This is a genomic window from Nannocystis pusilla, assembly GCF_026626665.1.
Taxonomy (GTDB): domain Bacteria; phylum Myxococcota_A; class Polyangia; order Nannocystales; family Nannocystaceae; genus Nannocystis; species Nannocystis pusilla.
Window position 1 is genome coordinate 3,310,150 of record NZ_JAPNKE010000002.1, and the last position, 25,967, is coordinate 3,336,116.

24 protein-coding genes and 1 pseudogene are annotated in these 25,967 nt (G+C 72.4%); 8 read left to right on the forward strand and 17 right to left on the reverse strand.

Features of this window, described 5'->3' with window-relative positions; genetic code table 11:
* Window positions 1–58: 58 nt before the first annotated feature.
* The 3 genes from lipA to OV079_RS14415 are packed head-to-tail and all read right to left on the reverse strand — an operon-like array spanning window position 59 to window position 2,035.
* A complete protein-coding gene (gene lipA / locus OV079_RS14405) occupies window positions 59–1,018 on the reverse strand; it encodes a lipoyl synthase (protein ID WP_267769058.1) in 960 nt (319 codons plus the stop codon).
* A 26-nt stretch (window positions 1,019–1,044) separates the two neighbouring features.
* Window positions 1,045–1,458 (reverse strand): DnaJ C-terminal domain-containing protein, encoded by a 414-nt coding sequence (locus OV079_RS14410; RefSeq protein WP_267769059.1) that lies wholly within the window; start codon window positions 1,456–1,458, stop codon window positions 1,045–1,047.
* Window positions 1,459–1,510: 52 nt separating this feature from the next.
* Window positions 1,511–2,035: a J domain-containing protein gene (locus tag OV079_RS14415; RefSeq protein WP_267769062.1), complete on the reverse strand. Its 525-nt coding sequence runs from the start codon at window positions 2,033–2,035 to the stop codon at window positions 1,511–1,513.
* Window positions 2,036–2,139: 104 nt separating this feature from the next.
* Between OV079_RS14415 and OV079_RS14420 the strand changes: the two genes are divergently transcribed.
* Complete coding sequence (locus tag OV079_RS14420; protein ID WP_267769063.1) at window positions 2,140–5,049, forward strand: TIGR03960 family B12-binding radical SAM protein; 2,910 nt, start codon at window positions 2,140–2,142, stop codon at window positions 5,047–5,049.
* Here OV079_RS14420 and OV079_RS14425 read toward each other — a convergent pair.
* Together OV079_RS14425 and OV079_RS14430 are read right to left on the reverse strand one after the other, a co-directional pair.
* Window positions 4,964–6,373 carry a mechanosensitive ion channel family protein gene (locus tag OV079_RS14425; protein WP_267769066.1) on the reverse strand — a complete coding sequence of 470 codons (1,410 nt, stop codon included), beginning with the start codon at window positions 6,371–6,373 and terminating at the stop codon, window positions 4,964–4,966. The two genes, OV079_RS14420 and OV079_RS14425, sit on opposite strands and share 86 nt — an antisense overlap.
* A gap of 211 nt (window positions 6,374–6,584) precedes the next feature.
* Window positions 6,585–7,304: a hypothetical protein gene (locus OV079_RS14430; protein WP_267769067.1), complete on the reverse strand. Its 720-nt coding sequence runs from the start codon at window positions 7,302–7,304 to the stop codon at window positions 6,585–6,587.
* A 211-nt stretch (window positions 7,305–7,515) separates the two neighbouring features.
* On the opposite strand from OV079_RS14430, the gene OV079_RS14435 reads away from it, so the two are divergent.
* Window positions 7,516–7,905 carry a VOC family protein gene (locus OV079_RS14435; protein WP_267769068.1) on the forward strand — a complete coding sequence of 130 codons (390 nt, stop codon included), beginning with the start codon at window positions 7,516–7,518 and terminating at the stop codon, window positions 7,903–7,905.
* Between the two features lie 135 nt (window positions 7,906–8,040).
* Here the strand turns inward: OV079_RS14435 and OV079_RS14440 are convergent, their stop codons facing one another.
* Window positions 8,041–8,583, reverse strand: coding sequence for a PDZ domain-containing protein (locus OV079_RS14440; RefSeq protein ID WP_267769069.1), 543 nt, complete (start codon window positions 8,581–8,583; stop codon window positions 8,041–8,043).
* 42 nt (window positions 8,584–8,625) lie between these two features.
* Between OV079_RS14440 and OV079_RS14445 the strand changes: the two genes are divergently transcribed.
* From OV079_RS14445 to OV079_RS14455, 3 genes are all read left to right on the forward strand, one after another.
* Window positions 8,626–8,892: a hypothetical protein gene (locus OV079_RS14445; protein WP_267769071.1), complete on the forward strand. Its 267-nt coding sequence runs from the start codon at window positions 8,626–8,628 to the stop codon at window positions 8,890–8,892.
* Between the two features lie 547 nt (window positions 8,893–9,439).
* Entirely contained in the window at window positions 9,440–11,326 is a 1,887-nt protein-coding gene (locus tag OV079_RS14450; protein WP_267769072.1) for an AAA family ATPase, read from the forward strand.
* 187 nt (window positions 11,327–11,513) lie between these two features.
* Complete coding sequence (locus OV079_RS14455; protein ID WP_267769074.1) at window positions 11,514–13,145, forward strand: serine/threonine-protein kinase; 1,632 nt, start codon at window positions 11,514–11,516, stop codon at window positions 13,143–13,145.
* 212 nt (window positions 13,146–13,357) lie between these two features.
* On the opposite strand, the gene OV079_RS14460 is transcribed toward OV079_RS14455, so the two are convergent.
* From OV079_RS14460 to OV079_RS14475, 4 genes are read right to left on the reverse strand one after another with little or no spacing between them, the layout of a single operon-like run.
* Window positions 13,358–13,564: a hypothetical protein gene (locus OV079_RS14460; protein ID WP_267778876.1), complete on the reverse strand. Its 207-nt coding sequence runs from the start codon at window positions 13,562–13,564 to the stop codon at window positions 13,358–13,360.
* A complete protein-coding gene (locus OV079_RS14465; protein WP_267769076.1) occupies window positions 13,513–13,875 on the reverse strand; it encodes a protein kinase domain-containing protein in 363 nt (120 codons plus the stop codon). Before OV079_RS14465 ends, OV079_RS14460 begins: the two co-directional genes overlap by 52 nt.
* Window positions 13,872–13,997, reverse strand: a complete 126-nt coding sequence (locus OV079_RS14470) for a hypothetical protein (RefSeq protein ID WP_267769079.1) — start codon at window positions 13,995–13,997, stop codon at window positions 13,872–13,874. The genes OV079_RS14465 and OV079_RS14470 overlap by 4 nt, the downstream gene beginning before the upstream one ends.
* Window positions 13,994–14,263: a hypothetical protein gene (locus OV079_RS14475; RefSeq protein ID WP_267769081.1), complete on the reverse strand. Its 270-nt coding sequence runs from the start codon at window positions 14,261–14,263 to the stop codon at window positions 13,994–13,996. The genes OV079_RS14470 and OV079_RS14475 overlap by 4 nt, the downstream gene beginning before the upstream one ends.
* Before the next feature lie 157 nt (window positions 14,264–14,420).
* On the opposite strand from OV079_RS14475, the pseudogene pyc reads away from it, so the two are divergent.
* A pseudogene (pyc, locus tag OV079_RS14480) lies at window positions 14,421–17,869 on the forward strand (pyruvate carboxylase).
* A 386-nt stretch (window positions 17,870–18,255) separates the two neighbouring features.
* Here pyc and OV079_RS14490 read toward each other — a convergent pair.
* Window positions 18,256–18,933: a hypothetical protein gene (locus tag OV079_RS14490; protein WP_267769086.1), complete on the reverse strand. Its 678-nt coding sequence runs from the start codon at window positions 18,931–18,933 to the stop codon at window positions 18,256–18,258.
* A gap of 428 nt (window positions 18,934–19,361) precedes the next feature.
* On the opposite strand from OV079_RS14490, the gene OV079_RS14495 reads away from it, so the two are divergent.
* A complete protein-coding gene (locus OV079_RS14495; RefSeq protein WP_267769088.1) occupies window positions 19,362–19,772 on the forward strand; it encodes a hypothetical protein in 411 nt (136 codons plus the stop codon).
* Between the two features lie 265 nt (window positions 19,773–20,037).
* Here the strand turns inward: OV079_RS14495 and OV079_RS14500 are convergent, their stop codons facing one another.
* Entirely contained in the window at window positions 20,038–21,078 is a 1,041-nt protein-coding gene (locus OV079_RS14500; protein ID WP_267769090.1) for a hypothetical protein, read from the reverse strand.
* A 78-nt stretch (window positions 21,079–21,156) separates the two neighbouring features.
* Here OV079_RS14500 and OV079_RS14505 point away from each other — a divergent pair, with 78 nt between their 5' ends.
* Window positions 21,157–22,908, forward strand: coding sequence for an FG-GAP repeat domain-containing protein (locus OV079_RS14505; protein ID WP_267769091.1), 1,752 nt, complete (start codon window positions 21,157–21,159; stop codon window positions 22,906–22,908).
* 33 nt (window positions 22,909–22,941) lie between these two features.
* Here the strand turns inward: OV079_RS14505 and OV079_RS14510 are convergent, their stop codons facing one another.
* The 5 genes from OV079_RS14510 to OV079_RS14530 form a co-directional block, all read right to left on the reverse strand.
* Window positions 22,942–23,109 carry a hypothetical protein gene (locus OV079_RS14510; RefSeq protein WP_267769093.1) on the reverse strand — a complete coding sequence of 56 codons (168 nt, stop codon included), beginning with the start codon at window positions 23,107–23,109 and terminating at the stop codon, window positions 22,942–22,944.
* Window positions 23,088–23,324 carry a hypothetical protein gene (locus OV079_RS14515; RefSeq protein WP_267769094.1) on the reverse strand — a complete coding sequence of 79 codons (237 nt, stop codon included), beginning with the start codon at window positions 23,322–23,324 and terminating at the stop codon, window positions 23,088–23,090. The genes OV079_RS14510 and OV079_RS14515 overlap by 22 nt, the downstream gene beginning before the upstream one ends.
* Complete coding sequence (locus OV079_RS14520) at window positions 23,306–24,169, reverse strand: DUF4215 domain-containing protein (protein WP_267769095.1); 864 nt, start codon at window positions 24,167–24,169, stop codon at window positions 23,306–23,308. Before OV079_RS14520 ends, OV079_RS14515 begins: the two co-directional genes overlap by 19 nt.
* Before the next feature lie 490 nt (window positions 24,170–24,659).
* Window positions 24,660–25,172 carry a hypothetical protein gene (locus OV079_RS14525; protein ID WP_267769096.1) on the reverse strand — a complete coding sequence of 171 codons (513 nt, stop codon included), beginning with the start codon at window positions 25,170–25,172 and terminating at the stop codon, window positions 24,660–24,662.
* Window positions 25,173–25,277: 105 nt separating this feature from the next.
* The gene (locus OV079_RS14530; RefSeq protein WP_267769098.1) at window positions 25,278–25,817 is read right to left on the reverse strand and encodes a hypothetical protein; all 540 of its coding nucleotides are present in this window, start codon (window positions 25,815–25,817) and stop codon (window positions 25,278–25,280) included.
* Window positions 25,818–25,967: the final 150 nt, after the last annotated feature.

Consider the following 25,967-nt stretch of genomic DNA (forward strand, 5'->3'; position numbering starts at 1 on the left):
GGGCGTTTCGACATGTCTGAAAGGACATGCACCTTCGCGCATGTCCTGAAAACCATCCTCAAGCCGGCGGCGGGCGCAGGCTGGCGAACCCGATCTTGCCGGCCCCCGCCTGCAGGCGGCGGATCAGCTCGGCCTGGCCCTCCGCGTGGTAGCTGCTGCGGACCAGCGGTCCGCTCTCCACGTGGACGATGCCGGCCGCCAGCGCGTGGCGCTTCAGCTCGGCGAACTCGTCGGGGTGGACGTAGCGGTGCACCGGCAGGTGCTTCTTGCTCGGCTGCAGGTACTGCCCGAGCGTCAAGATCGTCAGCCCGAGCTCGCCCAGTTGGTCGATGACCTCGCGGACCTCGGCGAGCTCCTCGCCGAGCCCCAGCATCAAGCCCGTCTTGACCAGCGCCCCGCGCTCGCGGGCCCGCCGGAGCACCGAGTACGAGCGGTCGTAGCGGGCCTGCACGCGGACCTCGCGGGACAGCCGCGGCACCGTCTCGAGGTTGTGGGCGAACACGTCGGGGCCGGCGTCGAGCACCGTGTCGACGTCGGCGAGCGCGCCCTTGAAGTCGGGCACCAGCACCTCGATCGTCATGTCCGGCGCCGCCGCGTGGCACGCGTGCAGCGTCTCGGCCCAGATCCCGGCCCCGCCGTCGCGCAGGTCGTCGCGGTCGACCGACGTGATCACCGTGTGGTTCAGCTCGAGCGCCGCCAGCATCGTCGCCACGCGCGCCGGCTCGCCGTGATCGACCGGCAGCGGCCGCCCCGTCGCCACGTCGCAGAAGCGGCACGAGCGGGTGCAGATGTCGCCGAGGATCATGATCGTCAGCGCGCGGTGGTTCCAGCACTCGCCGATGTTGGGGCAGCTCGCGCTCTGACACACCGTGTGCAGCCCGAGCTCCTTGACCATGCTGCGCAGCGCCTGATAGCCGTCGCCGCCCGGCATCGGCACGCGCAGCCAGTCGGGGTGACGCTTGCGCGGCGCGGGCGCGGGCTCGGCCTCGGCTTGGACGATCGGCAGGCGAACGGTCACGCGCAAGGCATAGCACGCGGCGACCTCTACAGCTCGAGCTCGCCGCGCACGTTCTCGTGCCCTTGCAGGCGTTCCAGCGCCGCGGTGAGCTCGGGGTCGGTCGCGGTGGGGAGGCGCACGTCGAGCGTCACCAGCAGGTCGCCGACCTCGGCGTTCGGCGGCGCGATGCCCTTCCCCTTGAGCCGCAGCGTCTGCCCGTTCTGGCTCCCGGGCTTCAGCTTGAGCGTCACCGGCCCGGCCGGCGTCGGCACGTCGACCGGCCCGCCGCGCACCGCCTCGAGCGCGGTCACGGGCAGGCTCATCTGCAGGTTGTTGCCGTCGCGCTTGAGGCGCGGGTGCGGCGCGACCCTCACCGTCAGGAGGATGTCGCCCGCCGGGTCGCCCGGGCCGCCCTGACCGCGCAGCCGCAGCTTGCCGCCGTCGCTTATCCCCGGCGGCACCTTGACGTCGAGCGTGCGCGCCCGCCCTCCTGCGACTCGATGCGCAGCGGGATCACGGCCCCGCGCAGCATCTGCGAGAAGTCGATCGTGATCTCGCCCTCGATGTCGTGGCCGCGCGTGCTGACCGGGCGCCGGCCCGCGCGCGCCGCCGGGTCGACGACGCGGCCGCCGCCGAACAGCTGCGACAGCAGGTCGTCGAACGACACCCCGCGCGCGTCGCCGAAGTTCTGGAAGTTGAAGTGGCCGTCGGCGTCGAACCCGCCCCCGCCGAACCCCGCGGGACCGGCCGTGCGCCTGCGCCCGCCCCGCCGCGCGTCGCCTGCTGGTACGCCCGCGCGCGCTCGGGATCGAAGCCCTGAGTGAGGCTCATGTCGCCGAACTCGTCGTAGTTCTTGCGCCGCTGAGCGTCGCCCAGCACCTCGTAGGCGCCGGACACCTCTTTGAACTTCTCCTCCGCCTTCTTGTCGCCCGGGTTCTTGTCCGGGTGAAGCTGTTGAGTCAGCTTGCGGAACGCCCGCTTGATCTCTTTCTCGTCGGCAGTGCGCGGCACGCCCAGGACTGAGTACAGGTCCTTCACGGCAGGCATTCTTGGGTCACGGGCGGCCCTCGGCAAGGGGGCGGTGCGCCCGGCGCGGCTGCAGTGGTGCGGGGCCGCCGTTTCGGCTAAAAGGGCGGTTCGTCATGGCCGAACATCCTTACGCCGAATTCCTCGGGCGCGTGGAGAAGCCCGGGCGCTACCTCGGCGGCGAGGAGCAGCAGATCCGCAAGTCGGGCGCCGGGCTCGCGTGTCGCTTCGTCCTCGCCTTCCCCGATCTCTACGAGATCGGCATGAGCCACCTGGGCACGCGGATCCTCTACGACCTCGTCAACGGTCACGCCGACCTCGTGTGCGAGCGCGCGTTCAGCCCGTGGACCGACATGGAGGCCGAGCTGCGTGCGCGGGGTCTCCCGCTCGTCAGCCTCGAGACCGCCACCCCGCTGCGTGAGTTCGACGTCGTCGGCTTCAGCCTGCAGTACGAGCTCAGCTACACCAACGTCCTCCTCAACCTCGACCTCGGCGGGATCCCCTTGCGCTCCGCCGATCGCGGCGACGCCGACCCGATCGTCCTCGCCGGCGGGCCCACGGCCACGCACCCCGAGCCGCTGGCCCCCTTCGTCGACCTCTTCCTCGTCGGCGAGGCCGAGGAGGTCCTGCCCGAGCTCTTGCGCACGATCGGCCGTATGCGCCGCGAGGGCCGGCCGCGGCGCGAGATCTTGGCCGCCGCCGCGCGCACGCCCGGCATCTACGCGCCCACCTTCTACGCCGTCGAGCGCGACGCGCGGAGCGAGCTGCTCGTCGTCGGCGGCCCCACCGAGGAGGGCCGCGCGCTCGGCGTGCCCGAGCGAGTCACGCGCGTCTACGTGCGCGATCTCGATCAGTTCCCGTTCCCTACCCGCTTCCCGATCCCCTACGCCGAGGCGATCTTCGACCGCGCCAGCGTCGAGATCACCCGCGGCTGCACCGAGGGCTGCCGCTTCTGTCAGGCCGGCATCATCTACCGGCCGGTCCGCGAGCGCGACCCCAAGCAGATCGTCAAGGCCGTGCTCGACGGCGTCGACGCGGCCGGCTTCTCCGAGACCAGCCTCACCGCGCTGAGCACCGCCGACGTCTCGTGCATCGACCCGCTGATCAAGGAGCTGGTGCCCGAGCTCAAGCGCCGCAAGATCAAGCTCGGCATCGCCAGCCTGCGCGCCTACGGCCTCAACGAGGAGCTGCTCGACGAGATCAAGAGCGTCGGCATCAGCGGCCTGACCTTCGCGCCCGAGGCCGGGACCCAGCGGATGCGCGACGTCATCAACAAGAACGTCAGCGACGACGACATCCTGACCTCGGCGCGGCGGATCTTCGAGCGCGGCTACGACCGCATCAAGATGTACTTCATCATGGGCCTGCCGACCGAGACCGAGGCCGACGTGGTCGGCATCGCCGAGACCGGCCGCAAGGTCCGCGACGTCGCGCGCGAGCTCAAGCTCCAGCGCATGCCCACCGTCACCGTCAGCGTCTCGCAGCACGTGCCCAAGCCGCACACCCCGTTCCAGTGGGCAGCCATGGATGGCCTTTCGGACCTGTCCCAAAAGGTAGGCCTGCTGCGCGACCTGGCCCGGCGCTACCGCCTCGAGCTCAAGACCCACTCGCAGACCGAGAGCTGGCTCGAGTGCCTGTTCGCCCGCGGCGACCGCGACATGGGCGAGGTCCTCGGCCACGCCTACGCCGCCGGGGCCCGCTTCGACGGCTGGCGCGAGCGCTTCTCGATGGCCCGCTGGACCGCCGCGATCGCGGCCGTCGGCGTCGACCCGGCCCGCTACACCCGCACGATCCCGGTCGACGCGCGGCTGCCGTGGGACCACATCGACATCGGCCTCGAGCCCGGCTTCCTCGCCGAGGAGTACCGCAAGGCCCTGCGCGGTCGGAACTCGCCGCCGTGCGGCAAGCCGTTCGGCGCCAAGGTCCACCCGATCAGCCGCGAGGCCGCCGAGGCCGACGCGCGCCGCCTCGTCTGCTACGACTGCGGGATCGCCTGCGACATGTCCGAGATGCGCAGCGAGCGGATGGTCGCCCTCGACGAGCTCGCCGGCATGAAGGTCGAGCGGCACGAGCGCGAGCGCGACGACGAGGTCGTCCGCGAGCGCGAGCGGGCGATCGCCGCCGACCTGGTCCCGATCGAGCGCCTGCGCGGCCGCCTCAACCCGAGCAAGCTGGCCGACGACAGCGCCTTCAAGGCCGCCGCCGAGGCCCCGTTCACCCGCGTGCGGGTGTTCTTCGCCAAGTCGGGGCCGATGCGCTTCATGGGCCACCTCGACCTCACCCGCGTCCTCCCGCGCATGCTGCGGCGCGCCGGGGTCGAGGCCGCCTTCTCGCGCGGCTTCAACCCGGTCCCGCGCATGTCCTTCGGGCCAGCCCTCGCGCTCGGCGTCGGCGCCCGCGAGGAGGTCGTCGACCTCGACGTCCTGCTGCCGCGCTCCGACGCCGACATGGCCGGCCTGTGGAGCGACGACGACCGCCTGCGCGAGGCCTTGCAGCTGCGCGAGCGGTTCGCCGCCGCCGCCCCGCCCGGCATCGACATCCTCGACGTCCGCGTCCTCGTCCAGGGCGAGCGCCGCCTCGGCGAGCTCGTCGCCGCCGCCGACTACGCCGTCGACCTCGGCCCCGAGCTGGCCGCCGAGGTCGCCGCCGGGCTGTCCGAGCGCCTCGCCGGCCCGCTGCAGGTCGAGCGCGCCGGCAAGGCCAAGTCGGGCCGCGGCCTCAAGCGCCCCGTGGGCGAGGCGACCGCCGTCGACGTCGGCGCCGCCCTGCTCCACGCCGACGTCGACGTCGCCGCCGGCCTGCTGCGCTTCCGCGTCCGCCTCAGCTCCGACGGCCCCGGCGCCCGCCCCCGCGAGGTCGTCCAGGCCCTCGTCGGCGCCGTCGTCCCCGACCACAAGCTGGTCCGCGAGCGCCTGCTCGCCCGCTCGGGCGACGAGCTGGTCAGCCTGCGCGCGCTCGGCCCGACCTTCGCCCCCAAGAAGCCGCGGCCCGAGGCCGAGCCTGTCGCTTCCGACATGCTCGCCTGAACATGTCCCTTCGGGCATGCCTCTCGGGGCATGCCCCGAAGGCCATCTCAGCGCTCGCCCAGGCGCGCCAGGTCGCTGCCGGACGGCGCCTGGAACACGCGCAGGCCGAACTCCGGCGCGACCGCCAGCACGTGGTCGAAGATGTCGGCCTGGATGCCCTCGTAGACCGCCCAGGCCGTCTCGGTCGTGAACACGTAGATCTCGAGCGGCAGGCCCTGGGCGGTCGGGTGAGCTGGCGGACGATCCGCATCATCCCCGGGTGGATCCGCGGGTGCGACCGCAGGTACGCCTCGACGTAGGCGCGGAACGTGCCGAGGTTGGTCAGGTGGCGCCCGTTGACCGGCACGTCGGCAGCGTCGGCCGGGACCGTCGCGAGGTTGTGCGCCGCGATCTCCGGGATCTTCGCCGCCAGATAGTCGCGCAGCACCACGATCTTCGCCAGCCGATCGATCTCCGCCGGCGTCAGGAACCGGACCGTCGACATGTCGATGAGGACCGCGCGCTTGATCCGGCGCCCGCCCGACTCGAACATCGCCCGCCAGTTCTTGAACGAGTGCTCGAGGAACTTGTGGGTCGGGATCACCGTGATCGTGGCGTCCCAGTTCTGCACCTTGACCACGTTGAGCGAGATGTCGACCACCCCGCCGTCGGCGTCGAACTGCGGCATCTCGAGCCAGTCGCCGACGCGGATCAGGTCGTTGGTCGTCAGCTGGATGCCGGCGACGAACGACAGCAGCGTGTCGCGGAAGATCAGCAGCAGCACCGCCGTCATCGCCCCCAGGCCGCTGAGCAGCAGCCAGGGCGACTGGTCGAGCAGCGTGGCGATCACCACGATCGCCGCGCCGATGTACGCCAGCACCTTCAGGCCCTGCAGGTAGCCCTTGATCGGTCGGCCGAGCGCCTGCGGGTTGCGGGTGTAAATCTCGTTGGTCGCCGTCAGCAGCGCCCCGAACGCCCGCACCGCCACCACCAGGATCGCTGCCAGCGCCAGGCGCTCGACGAACCGCGCCGACTCGTCGTCGAGGCCGACCACCAGCCCGACGCCGCGGCCGAGCACCACCAGCGCCGCGATCGGCACCAGGCGCGCGAGCACCTCGTGCTTCACCAGCACGTCGTCCCAGGTCGTCCGGCTGCGCCGCGCCACCCCGTGCGCCAGCGGCAGCGCGATCCGCAGCGCCGCCGCGTGGACCACCAGCGCCACCGCGAGGACCACCAGCAGCCCTCCGCCGGCGTGCAGCGCCGGGACGCCGAACCACGCCTCGTCGGTCGCCGGGCCCACGACCTCGAGCGTGTGCCCCTCGCCGCCCTCCTCGCTGTCTCGCACGAGACGAACCGTAAGGGAGGCCGAACCTCGTTCACAACGACATCGACGTCGGGGGTCCGCGCCGGTGCGGCCGTCGAAGGTCCGCCGCGGGCGAGGGCGACCTCGTCACGGGCGGATCGGAGCGCCGCGCCGCGCGAGCCTTACGTCTTCGTCATGTCGGCGCACGTCCGGCGCTCGCACCACCTGGCCTTGCGGACATGTCCCCAGGGACTCACCGCGAGTCGTTGATGTCCGACGCCGCGCTGCCCGACACCAGCAGCCCCGCCGCGGCCGCCGCGATCGCCGTCTGCACCTCCGGCGGCAGCCCCGGGTCGATCCACACGAACTGCGGGTTGAAGATCTGCACCGCCGCGACCGCCACCCCGCCGGCGTCGCGGATCTCGTAGCCCACCGGCCCCGAGCTGGAGAACGCCGAGCCCGCCAGCTTGTGGACCATCGCGATCGACAGCGTCGTCGTCCCGTCGGTCATCGACCCCGACAGCGTGTTCGGCCCGTACAGCTTGCCCTGGCTCTTGAGCTCGAGCTGCCAGCCGCCTGCGCCCTGCGGCACCATCGTGCACACGAACCCCGCGTCGTTGCTGATCGGGAACAGCACGCCCTGCTTGCTCGTCCCGTACGCGCACGACCCCGCCCAGCTCGCCGGTGTCCCGCCCACCAGCGAGAAGTCGAACGCCTGCTTCGACTCCTTGCGCTGATACGGCCCCACCGACGTGCTCTTGTTGGTCTGAAAGCCGCCCTTCGTCAGCGTCGCCGTGTAGGCGCCGAACGTCACCGGCTTGCGGAACGCCGCGAACGCGGTGCCGCTGACCGCCTGTTCGGGCGCCTTGGCGGTCAGCGCCGGGTCGAGCTGCATCCGCGCCGCCGAGCACCCGGCCGAGAGCAGCGAGAGGGCGAACAGCGGCGCGATGGAACGGAGCGAGAGAGCTGGCATGGCTTGTGTGGGGCGAAGCCCGCGTGTGTAGCGACGCTCGCTGAAGCCGCCCATTCCTGCACCGACCTCGGCAGTGATCCCCGTCACGGGCGCCTCGCCCTTCGCGATCCGCCGCGCCTCGCTCGACCCCGCCCGCCCCGCGCCACGGTCGCCCGCCCCCGTTCACCGCTCCTGCCTTGACCTCTCCGTCGCCGCGCGCCACTCCTTCCCCATGCGTCCCCAACCATTGATCGCAGTCGCCGACGTCGAGGCCAGCAGCCGCTGGTACCAGCGCCTCCTCGGCTGCGAGAGCGACCACGGCGGCCCCGAGTACGAGCGCCTGGTGCACGGCGGGGCCCTGATCCTGCAACTGCACCGCTGGGAGGTCGAACACCACCACGGCCCCATCGGCGACCCCGGCGCGCGGCCGTACGGCAACGGCGTCCTGCTGTGGTTCGAGACCGACGCCTTCGACGCCGCGGTCGCCCGCGCCGCGGAGCTGCGCGCCGAGGTCGTCCTCGCGCCGCACGTCAACCCTAACGCCGGCCACCGGGAGATCTGGCTGCGCGACCCGGACGGCTACACGGTCGTCCTCGCCAGCCCGGCCGGCGACCTCGGTTGACCGCGCCTGTCATGGCATGTCGTATCGGACATGTCCGATGCGACATGCCCCGAAGGACATGCGCTCCCTCCGCCCCGCTCAGCTCGCCCTGGGCCGCTCGCCCCCATGAGACGCGCTCGCGCTCGCGGCGTCCGCCTACCGCAGCGCGATCGACTTGCTCGCCCGCGCCCCGTCGCGCTCGTAGGTCACGTTGTAGCTGCGCGTGCTCTCGAGCCCCATGTACAGCCCCAGGGCCGCCATGTCGTCGTCGAGGCGCGCCCCGTTGACCGACACGATCAGGTCGCCCGCGCGGAACCCCAGCGCCGCCACGGCGCTGCCCGGCGCCACGCGGGTCAGCTTGTAGCCGCCGCGCGCCGGGGAGATCGACGCCTGGCGCTCGAGCTTGCTCGGATCGGCGACCGCCGCGTCGAACAGCCGCTTCTCGAGCGTGCAGCTCGACGCCGTCGCGCACTGCACCCCCGTCTGCCCGCCCGCACTGCTCGATCCCGTCGACCCGGTCGCAACGCCGGAGCCGCGGCCGTACCCGCCGCCGACCGGCTTTCCCCCGCCCGTCGGCCGCGGCCCGGCCGGCACCCCGGACGAGGCCCCGCCGACCCCGCCGAGCGGCACCACCGGCGTCCCGCCCGCCTCACCGTCGCGCGGCCCGGCCGGCGGCTCCCCGTCCTCCCCCGCCGCCAACCTGTCCCCGGGCCCTGCGCCAAAGGACCTGTCCCCACGGGCATGTCCCCGGCGACCTGTCCTGGCGAACCTGTCCGCGAGCGCAGCAGCTCCGACCACGCCAGCCCGCCGGCGATCCGCAGGTCGAGCGAGAAGCCGACCCCGTCGCGGCTCACGGTCACCTGGGCGCCCCGCTCGAGCCGGCCCAGCAGACCGGCCGCGCGGCCCGGGCTGTCGAGCCGGACCTCGCCGATCGCCTCGATCACGTCGCCCGCGCGCAGCCCCACCCGCTGGTACACCGAGCCCGGCACCACCTCGCCGAGGCGGTAGCCGACCTGCGCCCCGCGCTCGAACGCCGGCTCGACCCGCACCCCGCCGGTCCCGCTCGCCAATTCTTCGACCGCCAGCGCGGCCACGAACGCGTCGATCTCGTAGCTCGCCTCGTTCTCGCTGCGCCGGCGCACCCCCGCCGCGATCACGGCCCGCAGCGGCCCTGGCTCCGCGAGCGTGGCCGCGGCCACCGGCGCGGCCGCGGGCGCCGGCTGGCGATCCATCAACGCCTCGCATCCCGACAGCAACAGCACGAGCCACGGCGCAGCACGGAGCACGCCTGGACACTAGCCGCCCGGACCCCCGCGCACCACGCCCCGCGTCGCGCGCCGCCCTGCCGTCCTCCACGCACGCCCCCACGCGAGCCGTCGCGCCGCGCCGGCATTTCCTCGCTCGCCTCCGGATTCGCCCCTCCGCCGTCCCGCGCCGTCCCCGCACGCGCTCGATCGGGCTTTATCCGGCCCAGAGAATGCGTCTTCGACGCTCTGGACGAGATCGCGCATGGGTCCTAACCTGTCGGCGGAGGGTCCCGCGTGGTTCACCACACATGCGTCGTCTCCGCGTCTACGGCGGCTTCCTCGACAAGCTCGACATCCGCTTCGCCGACGGCCTGAACTGCATCATCGGCGGTCGCGGCAGCGGCAAGACCACCGTCCTCGAGTTCATCCGCCACGCCCTCGACCGCGCCCCGCGTTCGGGCACCTCCGCCGCCAAGGCGGCCGAGGATCGGCTCAAGACCTTGCTCGCCGCCAACCTCGGGACCAGCGGCTACGTCGAGCTCGAGTTCGAGAGCCAGGAGGGCCTGGTCTACCAGATCCGCCGCGGGGCCCACGACGCGCCGCAGGTCACCGACGCCGCCGGCAAGCCGGTCCGGCCCGAGGTGCTCGGCTCCTCGGTGCTCGTCGACGCCGCCATCTTCTCGCACAACCAGATCGAGGACATCGCCCAGAGCCCGGTCGCCCAGCGCGAGCTCATCGACCGCCTGTGCGGCCAGCAGAGCCACGCCATCGAGAACCAGCTGGCGCAGACCACCTCGCGCCTGCGCGAGAACGCGCAGCGGATCATCGCCCTCCACACCCGCCTGCAGGCCGCCCAGCGCGACCTCATCGACCTCTCGAGCTGGGAGAGCAAGCTCGCGGCCGCCAACGCGGCGCTCGGCGAGGGCGGCCTGGCCGACGGGCTGCAGGCCGCGGCCGAGCACAAGGCCCTGCGCGAGCAGGAGAAGGCCGCCCTCGACCGCGTCCGCGCCGCCCTGAACAAGCTGCGCGGCCTCATCGGCGACACCGTCCTGCCGCAGGTCAAGGCGCTCGCGGCCGCCCTGCCGGAGAGCCTCCTCAAGAGTCCCAACGGACATGTCCTTTCGGACCTGTCCCGAGAGATAAACCGCAAGATCATCGAGATCGACCTCTACGTCTCCTCCCCGCTCGACAAGCTGGCCCTGCTCGAGCGCTCGGTCGACGACGCAACCGCCGCCCTCGCGGCCGTCCACGCCCCGCAGGAGGCCCGCTACGCCGAGCTCGCGGCCGTGGCCGCCAAGAGCGGGGCTCGCCTGGCCGCCCGCGACGAGGCCGCCCGCGAGGTCATGCGCCTGTCGGCCGGCAAGGGCGCGCTCGGCGAGCTGCAGGCCGAGCTCGACCAGGCCCAGCGGGCCCGCGGCGAGCTGCGCGACGAGCTGCAGCGCCTGCGCGGCGATCGCCACGCCCGCCGCAGCGCCGCCGCCGGCAACGTCAGCGCCCACCTCGGCGGCAAGGTCCGCATCATCCTCGCCGCCGCCGCCGACGTCGTCGCCTACCGCGAGTTCCTGGTCGCGGTGATGCGCCGCTCGGGCAAGCAGTACAACGCCCCGATCGAGCGCCTCGTCGCCCAGGTCACCCCGGTCCAGCTCGGTCAGTTCGTCGACCGCGACGATCACGCGGCCCTGGCCGCGACCGCCGAGATCAACCCCGAGTTCGCCGATTCTCTGCTCAAGGCCCTGCGCGAGGCCCCGGACAAGCGGTTCGAGCTCGACGTGCTCGAGCTCGAGGACGTCCCGCGCATCGAGCTGCAGGTCCAGGGCGACTGGCGCAGCAGCGACAAGCTGTCGACCGGGCAGAAGAGCGCCGCGATCTTGCCGATCCTCCTCATGGACAGCGAGGCCCCGCTGCTCGTCGACCAGCCCGAGGACAACCTCGACAACAGCTTCATCACCGACGCCATCATCCCGCAGCTGGCGGCCAGCCGCGGCCGGCGTCAGCTCGTCTTCATCACCCACAACCCCAACCTCCCCGTCCTCGGCGAGGCCGCCCAGGTCATCGTCCTCGAGGCCGACGGCCGCAACGCCCGCCAGGTCGCGCAAGGCCCCGTCGAGGCGGTGAAGCAGCACATCCTGCGCCTGATGGAGGGCGGCCGCGAGGCGTTCCGGCACCGCCAGCAGCGCTACGAGGTCGCCCCCTAGCCGCGCGTGCCGGCGGCTCGTTTTCCGGCCCGTGTCGCCGCGCATCGCCCCCATTCCCTCACGACGCCCCGGGCCGGACCGGGCGCACACATCGGCCGGCCCTCACCGACACATCCGGCGCCCGGACTCGCGCGCAACCGCGTGCACGACTTGGTCGCTCGGGCGCCGGTGATATAGTCCGCCGCGGATGGTCGCATCGCCGCCGAAGCCCGCCGCGTGTCGCACGTGCGGTCAGAGCTTTCGCGACGACCTCCTGGTGTGCCCCGTCGACGGCGCCACCTTGCCGCTCGAGGGTCGCCTGCTCGACGGCAAGTTCCGCCTCGACCGGCGCCTCGGCCACGGCGGCATGGCCTCCGTGTGGCAGGCCACCAACGTGTTCGTCGAGCGCACCGTCGCCATCAAGTTGATGCACGCCAGCTACGCCGAGGACGCCGACCTGCTGGCCCGCTTCCGCAACGAGGCCACCGCCGCCGGCCGGATCGGCAGCCCGCACATCTGCGACGTCCTCGACTTCGGCCGCAGCACCATCGGCCCCTACATCGTCATGGAGCTGCTGTCGGGCTGCTCCTTCAGCGACCTCATCGACGCCTACCAGCGGCTGCAGCCCGGCCTCGCGGTGTGGATCGTCCGCCAGGCGCTCGACGGCCTGCACGCCGCCCACCAGGCCGGCATCATCCACCGCGACCTCAAGCCCGAGAACATCTACCTGTGCCGCGCGATCCGTGACCAGTGGCTGGTCAAGCTCATGGACTTCGGCATCTCGAAGTTCAACGACTCGATCCGCACCGGCGCCGGCACCATGATGGGCTCGCCCAACTACATGGCGCCCGAGCAGATCCACGGCGCCGGGGCCGTCGACCGCCGCGCCGACGTGTGGTCGATCGGCGCGATCCTCTACGAGGCGCTCGCCGGCCAGCAGGCGTTCGCGCGCGACACCGTCGCCGACTCCCTGGCCGCCGTCCGCAGCTTCGACCCGCCGCCGATCCACACCGTCGCCCCCGAGGTCCCGCCCGGCCTGTCCGAGATCGTCGCCCGCTGCCTGCGCAAGCAGCCCGAGCAGCGCTGGCCCTCGGCCGCCGCGCTCGCCGAGGCCCTGCTCCCGTTCGAGCGCCCGGGCCCGCGCACCCGCCTGCTGCCGACCACCCCGATCGGCGACGTCCGCCTCGACGACACCCTCCCGCGCACCGGCGCGGCCCCGCGGGCCCTGGGCGACGGCGAGCCCGCACCTGTCCCGAGCGCCAGGCCGCAGCCGGCCCTGCCCGCTCCCGCCAGGACCTCGGGCGCCTTCCCACCTGTCCCCAAAGCCAGCTCCGCGGGCCCGTCCGGCGGCCACCCGACCGTCGCCAAGAGCATCGGCGCCCCGGCACCTGCCCCCAAGGCCAGCCCTGCCGGCCCCTCCGGCGCGCACGCACCTGTCCCCAAGGCCAGCTCATCCGGCACCGCCGGCGCGCTCCCGTCTGTCCCCAAGAACATCTCCGGCGCCCACTCGCCCGTCGCCAACAGCACCTCGGGCGCCTACCCGCCGATCCCCAAGAACACCTCCGGCGCCTACCCTCCGGTCCCGCGCAACGTCTCCGGCGCCCACCCGCCCGTCGGCCAGAGTCCCGCCGCCCGCGCGCCCCGGACGCCCTCCGGCGCCCACCCGCCCGTCGCCAAGATCACCGCCATCCCCGTCCCCGCCGCGGCCGCCACGAGCCCCGGCCCTTCGACCGCCGGCAGGACCCGCGCGCAGGCCAGCGATCCGCACCCGGTGCTGATCTTCGTCGCCCTCGCGGCCATCGGCGGGATCGCGGCCACGATCGCCTGGTTCGTCCTCTGACGCGCGAGCGCCCGCGACGCGGACCCGGGGACGTACCCCGACGCGCCGACGAGCCTTCACGCGCAAGGCCACACGGCACATCCTCGAGGACATGTCCGAATGCCCATGTTCTCGAGGACATGCTCCATCGAGCATGCCCGTGAGTACATGTAAAACCGACCCCGCGACGTCGACGCGCCGAGGCCCCGCCGCTCCCCGCCGCTCCCCGCCGCTCAGCGTCCGACCGGCGGCCGGAAGTCGGCCAGCTCCGTCGCCGGGTCGCCGCCGTCGATCGCTACCAGCGCCGACGCGAACTCGTACACGGTGGGGTGGCGGCGGCTCGCCTCGCGGGCGACCGCCTTGAGCGCCACCTCGGCTTGCGCTCGCGTCAGCTTGCCCTCGTCGGCGCGGTACGGGCCGGGGGTGCCCGCGCGCTCCACCGCCGGCGGCGCCCCGTCGCGCGCGGGCGGTGGCCGGTGAGCAGGTGGATCATCAGCACGCCTAGCGCATAGATGTCGGAGCGGACGGTCGGCTGCTCGCCGGCCACCTGTTCGGGCGACATGTACACCGGGAACACCGTCGACGGTTCGAACACCTCGGCGAGCTCGGGCCGCCACTCCGGGAACGCGCGGCGGTACGCGCGGGCCAGGCCGAAGCCCATCACCAGCACCCGCGGGCGATCGTCCGACTCGTCCTCCATCGGCTCCTCGCAGAAGCAGTTCTCCGGCTTCAGGTCGCCGTGGACGATCACTGGGCGTGGGCGTAGGCCAGCCCGCGGCACACGTCGAGCAGCACCGACCGCGCCTCCGGCCACGGCATGGGCCCGCGGGTGGCGATGGCGGTGGCGAGGTCGACGCCCTCGCGCGGGCTCATCGCCTGGAGCACGGTCTGCTCGACGCGGAACGGCAGGTAGCACGAGCCGCCGGTGACGAATTGTGCATCACGCGGTCGGCCTGGAGATCGGCGCGCAACGTCTGCACCGCCGCCTCGTCGCACGTGTACTGGCGGCTGAACACGCGCACGTTCGACGCGCGGAAGCCCCGGAAGAAGCCGCGATAGATCCGGCCGGTCTCGTTGGCGCAGATCAGGCGCGCGAGCTCGAAGTCGCCGTAGAGGCGCGGCAGCGGCTCCTCGGTCACACCTGCACCATACCGCACGGAGGCCCTGCCGCCCCACCTGCGCGGCTCGCGTAGGGCCCGCGCCAGAACGCGCGCAGACCGTGTTCTCCCGCCCCCGCGCCGTGTCATCGCACCCCGCCCCACGCGCGCACGCGAGCTCTGCTATCTCCGACGCGCCATGGCCCCCACGACTCGACCGATCCGCAAGCTCCTCTGTGCCAACCGCGGCGAGATCGCGATCCGGGTGTTCCGCGCCGCAACCGAGCTGGGGATCCGCACCGTGGCGATCTTCAGCCACGAAGATCGCGTCCACCTCCACCGCTACAAGGCCGACGAGGCCTACCTGGTCGGCAAGGGCAAGACCCCCGTCGGGGCCTACCTCGACATCGACGCCATCGTCGCCCTCGCCGCGGCCCACGACGTCGACGCCATCCACCCCGGTTACGGCTTCTTGTCGGAGAAGAGCGCCCTCGCGCGCGCCTGCGCGGCCGCCGGCATCGCCTTCGTCGGGCCCTCGGCCGAGGCGCTCGACACCTTCGGCGACAAGACCGCCGCGCGCACCCTCGCCATCGCCAGCGGCGTCCCCGTCGTCCCCGGCAGCGACGGTCCCGTCCCCGATCTGCCCGCCGCGCGCGCGTTCGCGGCCGCCCACGGCTTCCCGATCATCGTCAAGGCCGCCATGGGCGGGGGCGGCCGCGGCATGCGGGTCGTCCGCAGCGAGGACGAGCTCGACGAGGCGTTCACGCGCGCCGCCAGCGAGGCCAAGGCCGCCTTCGGCGACGGCACCGTCTTCCTCGAGCGGTACGTCGGCGCCGCCCGCCACGTCGAGGTGCAGATCCTGGGCGATCGCACCGGCGAGGTCGTGCACCTGTTCGAGCGCGACTGCTCGGTCCAGCGCCGCCACCAGAAGGTCGTCGAGATGGCGCCCGCGCTCGGCCTCTCCGACGAGACGCGCGCCGGCCTGCACGGCGACGCCCTCCGGCTGGCGCGCGCGGTCGGCTACGAGAACGCCGGCACCGTCGAGTTCCTGGTCGATGAGACAGGCCGCCACTACTTCATCGAGGTCAACCCGAGGATCCAGGTCGAGCACACCGTCACCGAGGAGATCACCGGGGTCGATCTCGTGCAGGCGCAGATCCGGATCGCCGGCGGCGCCACCCTCCACGACCTCGGCCTCCATCAGGACGCGATCGTCGCGCGCGGCCACGCCATCCAGTGCCGGATCACCACCGAAGATCCGCGGGCCCAGTTCCGCCCCGACACCGGCCGGATCGAGGCTTACCGCTCGGCCAGCGGCATGGGCATCCGCCTCGACGGCGGCTCGGGCTACAGCGGCGCCGTCATCACCCCGCACTACGACTCGCTGCTCGTCAAGGTCACCGCGCGCGGCAACACCTTCGAGGTCGCGCGGCACAAGTTGCTGCGCGCCCTCGCCGAGTTCCGGATCCGCGGCGTCAAGACCAACATCCCCTTCCTTCAAAACGTCCTCACCCACCCCAAGTTCGTCGCCGGCGACATCACCACCGGCTTCGTCGACGGCACCCCCGAGCTGTTCGACTTGCCCACCCGGCGCAACCGCGCCCAGCGGCTGCTCCGCTTCCTCGCCGAGGTCGCGGTCAACGGCCCCACCACGCCGTGGGCCACCCGCAACCCGCCCGCGCGCATCGACCCCGAGATCCCCGACACCCGCGAAGGCGCCCGTCTGTCCGGCTGGCGCGACCTCCTGCGCGACAAGGGCCCCAAGGCCTTCGCCGCGGCCGTGCGCGCCCACCCTGGCCTGCTCCTCACCGACACCACCTGGCGCGACGCCCATCAATCGCTGCTCGCCACCCGCGTCCGCACCATCGACCTCCTCGCCATCGCCCCGGCGACCGCCCGCGTGCTCGCCCCGGCCTTCAGCCTCGAGATGTGGGGCGGCGCCACCTTCGACGTCGCCCTCCGCTTCCTCCGCGAAGATCCGTGGGACCGCCTCGAGCGCCTGCGCGCGCTCGTCCCCAACATCCCGTTCCAGATGCTGCTGCGCGGCGCCAACGCCGTCGGCTACACCAACTACCCCGACAACGTCGTGCGCCGGTTCGTGCGCCTGTCGGCCGAGCGCGGCGTCGACGTGTTCCGGATCTTCGACTGCCTCAACTACACCGAGAACCTCAAGCTCGGCGTCGACGCCGTCGGCGAGGCCGGCGGCGTGATCGAGGCCGCGCTCTGCTACACCGGCGACGTCGCCGACCCCGGGCGCACCAAGTACTCGCTGCAGTACTACGTCGACCTCGCCGGCAAGCTGGTCGAGATGGGCACCCACGTGCTCGCCATCAAGGACATGGCCGGCCTGTTGCGCCCGCGCGCCGCCATGATGCTCGTCGAGGCCCTGCGCGCCGCTCACCCCGACGTCCCGATCCACGTCCACACCCACGACACGGCCGGCACCGGCGTCGCCTCCATGCTCGCCGCCTCGCTGGCCGGCGCCGACATCGTCGACGCGGCGATCACCGCCATGGCCGGCGTCACCTCGCAGCCGGCCCTCGGGGCCATCGTCGCCGCGCTCCACGGCAGCGAGCGCGACACCGGCCTCGCGATCGCCGACCTCCAGCCGCTCGGCAACTACTGGGAGCAGGCGCGCGGCCTCTACGCCCCGTTCGAGGCCGGCAACCTCAGCGGCAGCGCCGACGTGTACCTGCACGAGATGCCCGGCGGCCAGCTCACCAACCTGCAGTTCCAGGCCAACGCCCTCGGCCTCGCCTCGCGCTGGCCCGCGATCAAGCGCGCCTACGCGGCCGCCAACCGCCTGCTCGGCGACGTCATCAAGGTCACCCCGTCCTCCAAGGTCGTCGGCGACCTGGCCCAGTTCATGGTCCAGAACGACCTCGACGAGGCCGCAGTGCTGGCGCAGGCCGACACCCTGTCGTTCCCCAGCTTCGTCGTCGAGTTCTTCCAGGGCCACCTCGGCCAGCCCTACGGCGGCTTCCCCGAGCCGCTGCGCACCAAGGTCCTACGCGGGCGTCCCAGCTTCGACGGCCGCCCCGGCGCCGCCTTGCCCGACTTCGACTTCGACGCCCTCGCCGCCGAGCTGCGCAAGCTCACCACCATGCCGCTGCGCGACGTCGACGTCGTCTCGGCCGCGCTCTACCCGAGCGTGTTCCGCGACTACCTCGCGTTCCGCACCCAGTTCGCCGACGTCTCGCGCCTGCCGACGCGGGCCTTCTTCGCCGGGCTGCCGGTCGGCGAGGAGCTCAGCGTGGAGATCGAGCAAGGCAAGACGCTGATCGTGCGCATGAAGGCGGTCGGCGAGCTCGGCCCCGACGGCCAGCGCGACGTCTTCTTCGAGCTCAACGGCCAGCCCCGCTCGCTGCGGATCCCCGACAAGTCGGCCACCCAGACCGTCAAGCAGCGCGAGCGCGCCGCCCCCGACGATCCGGCCGCCGTCGCCGCGCCCATGCCCGGCGCGGTCACCGAGCTGCGCGTCGCCGTCGGCGACAAGGTGGCCGCCGGCACCCCCTGGTCGTCCTCTCCGCCATGAAGATGGAGACCGTCGTCGCCGCCCCGCACCCCGGCGTCGTCCGCCGCTTCGCCGTCGCCGTCGCCGACAACCTCGACGCCGGCGACCTCCTGCTGGTCCTCGCGCCCGCATGACCTTGGGGACATGCTCGCAACGGCATGTCCTGTCACCCATGTCTCTCCGGGCATGTCCCCGGCGATACGCCCGATCGTCGGCCTCAACCGCGCGCGAAGCCGACGAGCGGCCCTGGCCCTCGGCGCGCACGGCCTCGAGTCATGCCCGAAGCGTCATATCCCATGCGCCATGCCTCCGAGGGCATGTCCCCGACGCCGCGCCTCATCGTCGGCCTCGCCAGCACGCGAAGCCGACGAGCGGCGCTGGCCCTCGCGCCGGCGTCATGCCCGAAGCGGATGTCCCATACGCCATGTCTATGAGGGCATGTTCCATAAGACATGCCACATCGTCGGCAGGGCCGACGCACCGCGCCAGGGCGGCCGTGTATTCGCAGTCCGGTCGCTCCTCAGCCGGCTTTCGCCTCACCTTCAGACCGGGGCGTCGCACGCGCTCGTGCCTTCTCCGCCGAGGTTTCGGCCGCCCGCTCGCCCTTCAGCAGCCGGCTTTCCGGCTCACCTTTAAACACGTCCGGACCGTGGCGGCGCACGATCTCGGCCTCCATCACCTCGTTGTAGCCGCGCGCGTGCTCGGCGATCGTCTCGTCGATCACGCAGCCCGCGACCTCGCGCAGCGTCACCTTGTACTGCTCGCGCAAGATCCGGGCGTACTCGTAGCGGCACGCCGCCGGGTAACCGTACGTCTCGAGCGCCAGCTCGTTCCTGGCGACGGCCGCCCGCGCGTCGCCCTTGCCTCGCTCGTACGCGTCCTCCGCCAGCGACTCGACCTGCTTCACCGGCCCGTCCTGCGCCGCCTCACCAGCGACCACCGGCGCACCCACGTCCGCGAGCGAGCCGTCCGCCAGCGGCTCGACCCGCTTCACCGGCCCGTCCTGCCCCGCCTCGCCGGCGACCGGAGCCGGCGCGTCCGCATCGCCGGCACCCTCGGTCTCCTGCACCGCGCTCGGCACCTGGCGCCCCACCCACGGCTCCTGCGCCGGCTCGTCCGGCACGCGGATCCGCGGCGGTGGTTCGTGCGCGGTACATGCGAGCGACATCAGGGCGACGAGCAGCAGCGAGCTCCGCATGGTTTCAAGTGTACGCCCCGCTCCGGCCGGCGATCCGACCGCGATCGGCCCGCGCCCTTCACGCGCCGCCCAGACCATGGACTCGTCGTCGCTCACCCTCTGCGCCGCGGCTCGTCGGCGACGGCTCGGGCGGCTCCAGCGGGCGGCGCGTCCACGCGGGCATGAAACATCGTCCGCGAACCCGACGCCACCGGGTCCCGCCGCTCCATGTCCTTCAGGACATGACTTTCAAAACATGTCCTATTCACCAGGCTAACTCGACTGCAGGAGCCGCAGCGCGGTCCTGTGCATCTGCCTCGCGTTCGGCCCCCGCCGCGAGCGAAAGCGTGCGTTCGCTACGCCGTGCTCCGGCGCCGCCTCGCCGCCCTGCGGACCTGCCCCTCGCTTCGGCATGCGGGGCGCCCCGGCCCGCGGTATCGTTCCCCGCGGTGGACACCACCGTCACCGCCTGGGGCCTGTGGGACTGCACGCGCTGCGGGCAGAAGGACATCAGCGGCCGCGACAAGCGCTGCCCTTCGTGCGGCGACCCGCGCGAGCAGCACGAGCTCGACGCCATGCGGCCGCCCGACGACGCCGCCTTCGAAGGCGCGGTCGTCCGCGGCGACGGCCACGACGGCCTGCGCTTCGCCGAGATCGCCACCAACGGCGACCGCGAGCGCACCGTCCAGGACGGCAGCTACGCCGTCGTGTTCGCCTACGGCGACGAGGGCGAGACCTACACTCGCGACACCCCGAAGGCCGAGTACGACGGCTGGCAGGCCGGCGAGCCCGTCCTCGTCAGCGTCGACCACCTCCACGGCCCCACCGGCGTCCGCCGCCCGACCGACCCCGAACCATGACATCATGTCCGCGAGAGCATGTCCGTTTCAACAGGTTCGATCGGGCATGCTCATTTTACCATGTCTCTAAGGACATGACCAGATAGACATATGCATAGAGCTGCCGACACCGCAGCGAGACCTTCGCCCGCCGCCTCTCACGAGCCCGCACACCGAGTCGCCAGCCTCGGGTACAGCAACTCGTCCCAAGCCCCCGACACTCGGTTCGCGCCGCACTGGAGCCGCGAGACTCGCCCGCGGACGGGGTCGCTCGATATCCCGACCGCTACGGCTCGCAGCCGATCCGCTCCCCCGCCAGCGCGACGTCATCAAAATACAGCGTCATCGTCTGTCCGCCGTAGCTCTCCCACCCGAGCTTGAAGTCGACCAACGACGGCTGCCAGTCGGGCTTGCTGAGCCACTGCTGGTCGACGTCCGGCGTCGGTTCGCCGTCGATCACCAGCCCTGGCACCTCCGTCCCGTCGACCCACGTCGTCAGCCCCGGCGCGGCCGAATCGATCAAAAACTCCACGCACGTCCACTCGCCCGGCGTCGGCGCCACGCTGAGGGCGATCCCCGCCGGGCTCAGCGCCGGCAGCGTCGCGTCGTCCGACTCGCGGTTCCACATCAGGATCGTCGACTGCCCGCCCATCCGCAGGTCCTTCCCGCCGCCGTCGGCGCTGTCGCGCAGCGTCACGAACGTCACGTGGCCTTGCCCGAGCGCGGCCTCGAAGCGGACCCATAGCCGCCCGTACACCTGCGGCCCTATCGCCGCGATCGCCTCCGTGTTGGCGACGAACACGTGATCGCAGTACCCGCCCCCGCCATCGACGCGCAGCGACTGCATGCCCGTGTGGGCCACCGCCCCGTCGATCGCCAGCGTCCCGGTCCCGCTGCAGTTCGGCGACGTCACCATCCACAGCGACGGATCCGGCATCCCGCCCGCGGCCGCCGATTCGAAATCGTCGCACAGCGGCAGATCGGCACACCCCTCGACCGGCGCCTCCGTGGTGCTCGCGTCCGTCGTCCCGGTCGTCTCGCCCGTCGTCGCCGCGGCAGTCGTCCCCGCGGTCGTCGTCGTCGGCGACGTCGACGTCGGCGTGCCCGTGCTCGTGCTCGTGCCCGTGCTCGTGTCCGGCTCGGGCGTCGTCGTGCCCGTCGTCGAGCTCGTCGTCGTCGCAGCGCTCGTCCCCTCGCTCGCGCTGTCGGCCGGCGCCTGCCCGCAGGCAGTCAGCGCCGGCAGCAGCCATCCCATCGCTCGCGCCGCGCGTCCGAGCCCGCGCGCCCGCTCTCGCGCCACCTGCAGTGTCCCGGGTGTCTCCGCCATCCGCGCATGGTACCTGTCCGGCGCCCGTCCACGGACTTCCGCGCACGCAGAGTCGGGCCGCCGGTGTATCGTCGCTCCGTGTCGCCCTCACGCCTCTCCTGCAGCCTCGCCGGTCTCGCGCTCCTCCCCGCCTGCGGCGACGCCACCACTGCCACCGACGGGCAAACCGCAGGACCTGTCCCTTCGGACACCTCCACGACCACCGGCGCTGCCCCGAGCACCGGCGCGCCGACGACCACCACCACGACCTCCGCCGGCACCGGCACCGACGGCGAGACGACGACCACCAGCACTACCACCACCGGTGGCCCCACCACCGACGGCGTCAAGCTCGACGTCGGCTTCGGCACCACCGGCGAGCCGCCGCCCGTCGATCGCTGCAAGGTCCAGGGCGAGGACGCCGTCGGCGAGTGCGAGATGGAGGCCCCGCCGGACAGCTTCATGCCCGCCGTCCAGTGGGCCTTCGCCGGCCAGGACGGCGAGATTCACGCCGTCGCCACCCCGCTGGTCGCCAACATGACCGACGACAACGGCGACGGCGTCATCGACCTGTGCGACGTCCCCGACGTCGTCGTCCCGCTCTACGGCAACGCCAACTCCGACGGCCACATCTACATCCTCGACGGCCTCACCGGCGCCGTGAACCTCAAGATCCCCGACATCATCGACGGCTACGCCAACCCTGCGATCGGCGACATCGACGGCGACGGCCTGCCCGAGATCGTCACGATCCGCAGCGAGGTCGGCAACATCATCAACGGCCACGCGATCGCCTTCGAGCACGACGGGACCCTCAAGTGGGAGAGCCCGGTCGTGTTCGACGCCTGGCAGGTCGCCGTCGCCCTCGCCGACCTCGACGCCGACGGCGACGTCGAGATCATGGCCGGCCGCGCTGTCCTCGATCACCTCGGCAACCAGATCTTCCTCGGCAACGGCAACGGCGCGATCGACATCCCCTTCGCCGCCGACCTCGACGGCGACGGCGACCTCGAGGTCCTGCAGGGCGGCCACGCCTTCCACCACGACGGCAGCGTCCACTACAGCACCTCGGTCGTCATCGCTCACCCGCAGGTCGGCAACTTCGACGACGACCCCGAGCCCGAGGTCTTGCTGGCCGGCTTCAGCGGCCTGTCGCTGCTCGAGCACGACGGCACCATCGTCTATCAGGACCAGAACCCGAGCGGCGACGCCTCGTGGTGGCGGCCGGCCGCGATCCACGACGTCGACGGCGACGGCGCGGCCGAGATCCTCGTCAGCTCCAACCAGCACTACAACATCTACCGCCCCGACCTCACCCTGCTGTGGACCGCCTCCGTGCAGGACAACAGCGGCTACGCGGCCGGCACCGCCTTCGACTTCATCGGCGCCGGCTACGCCCAGGCGATGTACGCCGACGAGAACTTCCTGTTCGTCTACGGCGAGGGCGGCGCGGTCCTGCTGTCGAGCCCGCGGTCGTCGTGGACGCAGGCCGAGAACCCCGTCGTCGCCGACGTCGACGACGACGGCTCGGCCGAGATCGTCGTCGTCTCCAACGGCGGTCAGCAGCCCGCCGTCCAGGTCGTCCGCGACGTCGAGGACCGGTGGATCCAGGCCCGCAGGATCTGGAACCAGCACGCCTACCACGTCACCAACGTGCGCGAGGACGGCACCATCCCGCAGCACCAGATCCTCCTGGCAGGCCCTCAACACCTTCCGCACCAACGCCCAGATCGAAGGCGGCGCCGTCTGCATGCCCGATCCGCCGGGCTGACGCGCGCCGCGCTCGGCCGCCGCGGATCAGCGCGTCCGTCGACCGAGTGTCTTCAAGACATGTTCCGAAAGACATGCTGATACAGACATGCTCCTCCGGACATGCCCTTGGGGTCACCCGGCTCGCGCGCGGTCACTGCGCCCGCCCTCGACCCAGTTGATGAACATGCACTTCTCGGCCTCGGTCAGGCTGCCGTTGACCGGCATACCGCTCCCGGAGCCGCCGGGCGCCTGGTTCTGCTGATCGAGGATCTTGAAGATCAGGTAGCTCTCGGCGAGCACCCCGGCTCGACGAGGTCGAGCTGGGCCATCTGGGCCGGCTTGTCGACCAGGTTCGTCTTCATGACCTCCGCGCTCTTCAGGTTGAGGCCCCCGAGGTCGGCGTTCATCAGGTGGCAGCCGTTGCCGCACTGCTTCGACACCACCGAGCTCCACAGCATCGCCGCGTCGACCGCCATGTCCGGGCACGCCGGCAGCGTCAGCAGCCCCTTGCACACGCCGGCGCTGCAGGTGCCGCTCGTGCAGTCGCTCGCGGCGGCGCACATCTCCCGTCGGCGCACGCCGGGCAGGTCCCGCCGCCGCAGTCGACGTCCGTCTCGTCACCGTTGGCGACCCCGTCGCCGCAGCCGGCCTGCATGCACGTGTTCGAGCAGGCGTCGTCGTCCACGTCGTTGGCGTCGTCGCAGTCCTCGACGCCGGCCTGGACCTTGCCGTCGCCGCACACCGCCGCGAGGCAGGCGTTCGTGCAGTCGTCCGAGTCGTCGGCGTTGCCGTCGTCGCACTCCTCCATCCCCTGCACCATCCCGTCGCCGCAGGACTTGAGCCCGCAGCTGTTGCTGCACGCGTCGTCGTCGACCGCGTTGCCGTCGTCGCACGCCTCGCCGGGCCCGAGGAAGCCGTCGCCGCACGCCGCGGCCTTGCAACCCGCCACGCACGCGTCGGTGTCGTCGGCGTCGGCGTCGTCACACGCCTCGACGCCCGCGTGTACGAGGCCGTCGCCGCACACCGCGACCTTGCACGCGACGGTGCAAGCGGCGTCGTCCGCGTTGGCGGAGCCGTCGTCACACTCCTCGTCCGCGTCCGTCACGCCGTCGCCGCAGCCGGGCTCGGCCCCGGTCGTGGGCGCCGTCGTCGTCATCGGCGTCGTCGTCGCGGGCTCCGGACCCGTGGTGCCCGACGTGCTCTCCTCCACCCCGGTCGTCGACGCCGCCGTGCCCGCAGCGGAGGTCGACCCGACCTCCGAGCTCGAGCCGTCGTCCTCGGTCGAGCCCAGCGCGCCGCCATCGCCGCATGCCCACGCGCCCAGCGCGAGCGAAAAGAGGAACCATCGTTCACCTGCCACGCTCACCGCCTCCTTTGTGTTGCCGGTCGGGCGCCCCGCACGGGCCCCTGGCACGGCAGACCTCGGGGCACCCAGACCGTCCCCGTCCGCTCGCACGCGGTCCAGCCGTGACTGCCCCCGCCATCGCAGGCGCCCGCCGCGGGGACGCAGATCCAACTCAGGACCAGGTGCGCCGCCAGAGCGAACGAGAGCCCGCAGGCGACCTCCAGCGCGCTCGGCACAGACAGGCGTCGGAACCCAGGCATGAAGCCTCCGTTCGCTTGGACCGAGCCCGACCGATCTCTTCCAAGAGACGAGGCCCGACGGCCCGGCGAGGACGCGCGCCCTCGCCCCGTCTGCACCGCCCTGCATGACCGGCGCCCTCGACGCCGACGACGAGCGAGCTCCGCCTGTCACGATGAACATGTCCTCGTGGACATGTGTCAACGGACATGCGCGCATGAGCATGCGCAGGCGGCGACGGCCCGGCGCCGCCGATGCGCCGTTCGCCCTACCAGCTCACGTGGTACGTGCAGGTCGGCGCGCCCTCGTCCTGGCAGCCGTCGGCCCCGTGCTCGATCAGCGGCTTGACCCCGTAGCGGGCGCAGCAGCCCTCGATGATGCCGATGTTGAACGGGCACAGGCCGCGCTGCGTGCGGACGATCGTCGCGCTGTAGTCGTCCTCGAGCGTGCAGAAGATGTCGCCGACGTCGCCGCCGCGGATGTTGAGCTTGAACGCGGCGCCGAGGCTCATCAGCACCTTCTGCACGCTGTCGATGCCGGGCGGGAACGGGGCCGCCTCGATCATCTTCCGGCCGACGTTGATGACCGCCGCGCGACCGACCTTCTCGCCGATCCGGTAGAAGATCGCGCTCGCCCACTCGTAGTCGTACCAGCGCTCCGGATCGATCCGGCTCACCCCGGCGTCGTGGAGGATCTTCTGCACCACGCTGTTCGCCTCGCCGAACGCGAGGACGAACGAGTTCAAGGCCGCCCCGTAGTACTCCGGCTTCGCTGCGCTCATCGGCCGGCAGTGTCGACCGACGGCGACGCCGCGCCAATCAGGGCCCCCGCGCTCTCCATGAGACGAGGGCGGCGCGCCGCGCGGCGCGTCCGCGGGCGCCGACCGTCACACCTCGGTGATGCGCCCGTTCACCGCCACGAAGCAGCGCACCTCGAGCGCCGCCGCCTGGGCCTTGCGCTCGGCCGACAGCGGGCCCTCCGAGATCAACCAGACATGTCCTTTCGGCCATGCAGTTTCGGACAGCCTGGCGCGCGCGGTCTTGACGAGCGCCGCCATCCGCGTCGGGTCGAGGTCGGCGTCGCGCCCGGCGCACAGCACCGCCAGCCCCGGCGACGAGCGGTGGAGGCGACGGCTCACGGCGAGCGCGCCGAGGCCGAGGCCGCCGAGCGTGTAGCCGGCCACCGAGCGGACCGCCGGCCCGCCCGCGGCGCTCTCGGCCCTCGCCGGGCGCGGCGCGGTCAGCAGCACCAGCGCCGCCGCCCCCAGCCCGAGCGCACCGGACAGCCGCAAGCCGCGGGCGGCGCGGCGCGGGATCCGGGCGCACAACTCGTCGACCGACAGCGCGACCTCCTGCGGCTCGTCGTCGAGCGGGACGCGGGCGCACAGCCACGGGATGCAGCGCTCCCGGGTAAAGACCCTCGACATGTCCTCGATCTACCCGATCTGTCCGCAGCGTTCATGAGGATCGTGCCGACACCGCCGCGCCCGCGGACGCCTGGCCGTCGCCGTCCGCCGACCTCGCACCATCACCGATCCGAATCACATGTCCCTGAAGACATGCTCGAACATACAGGC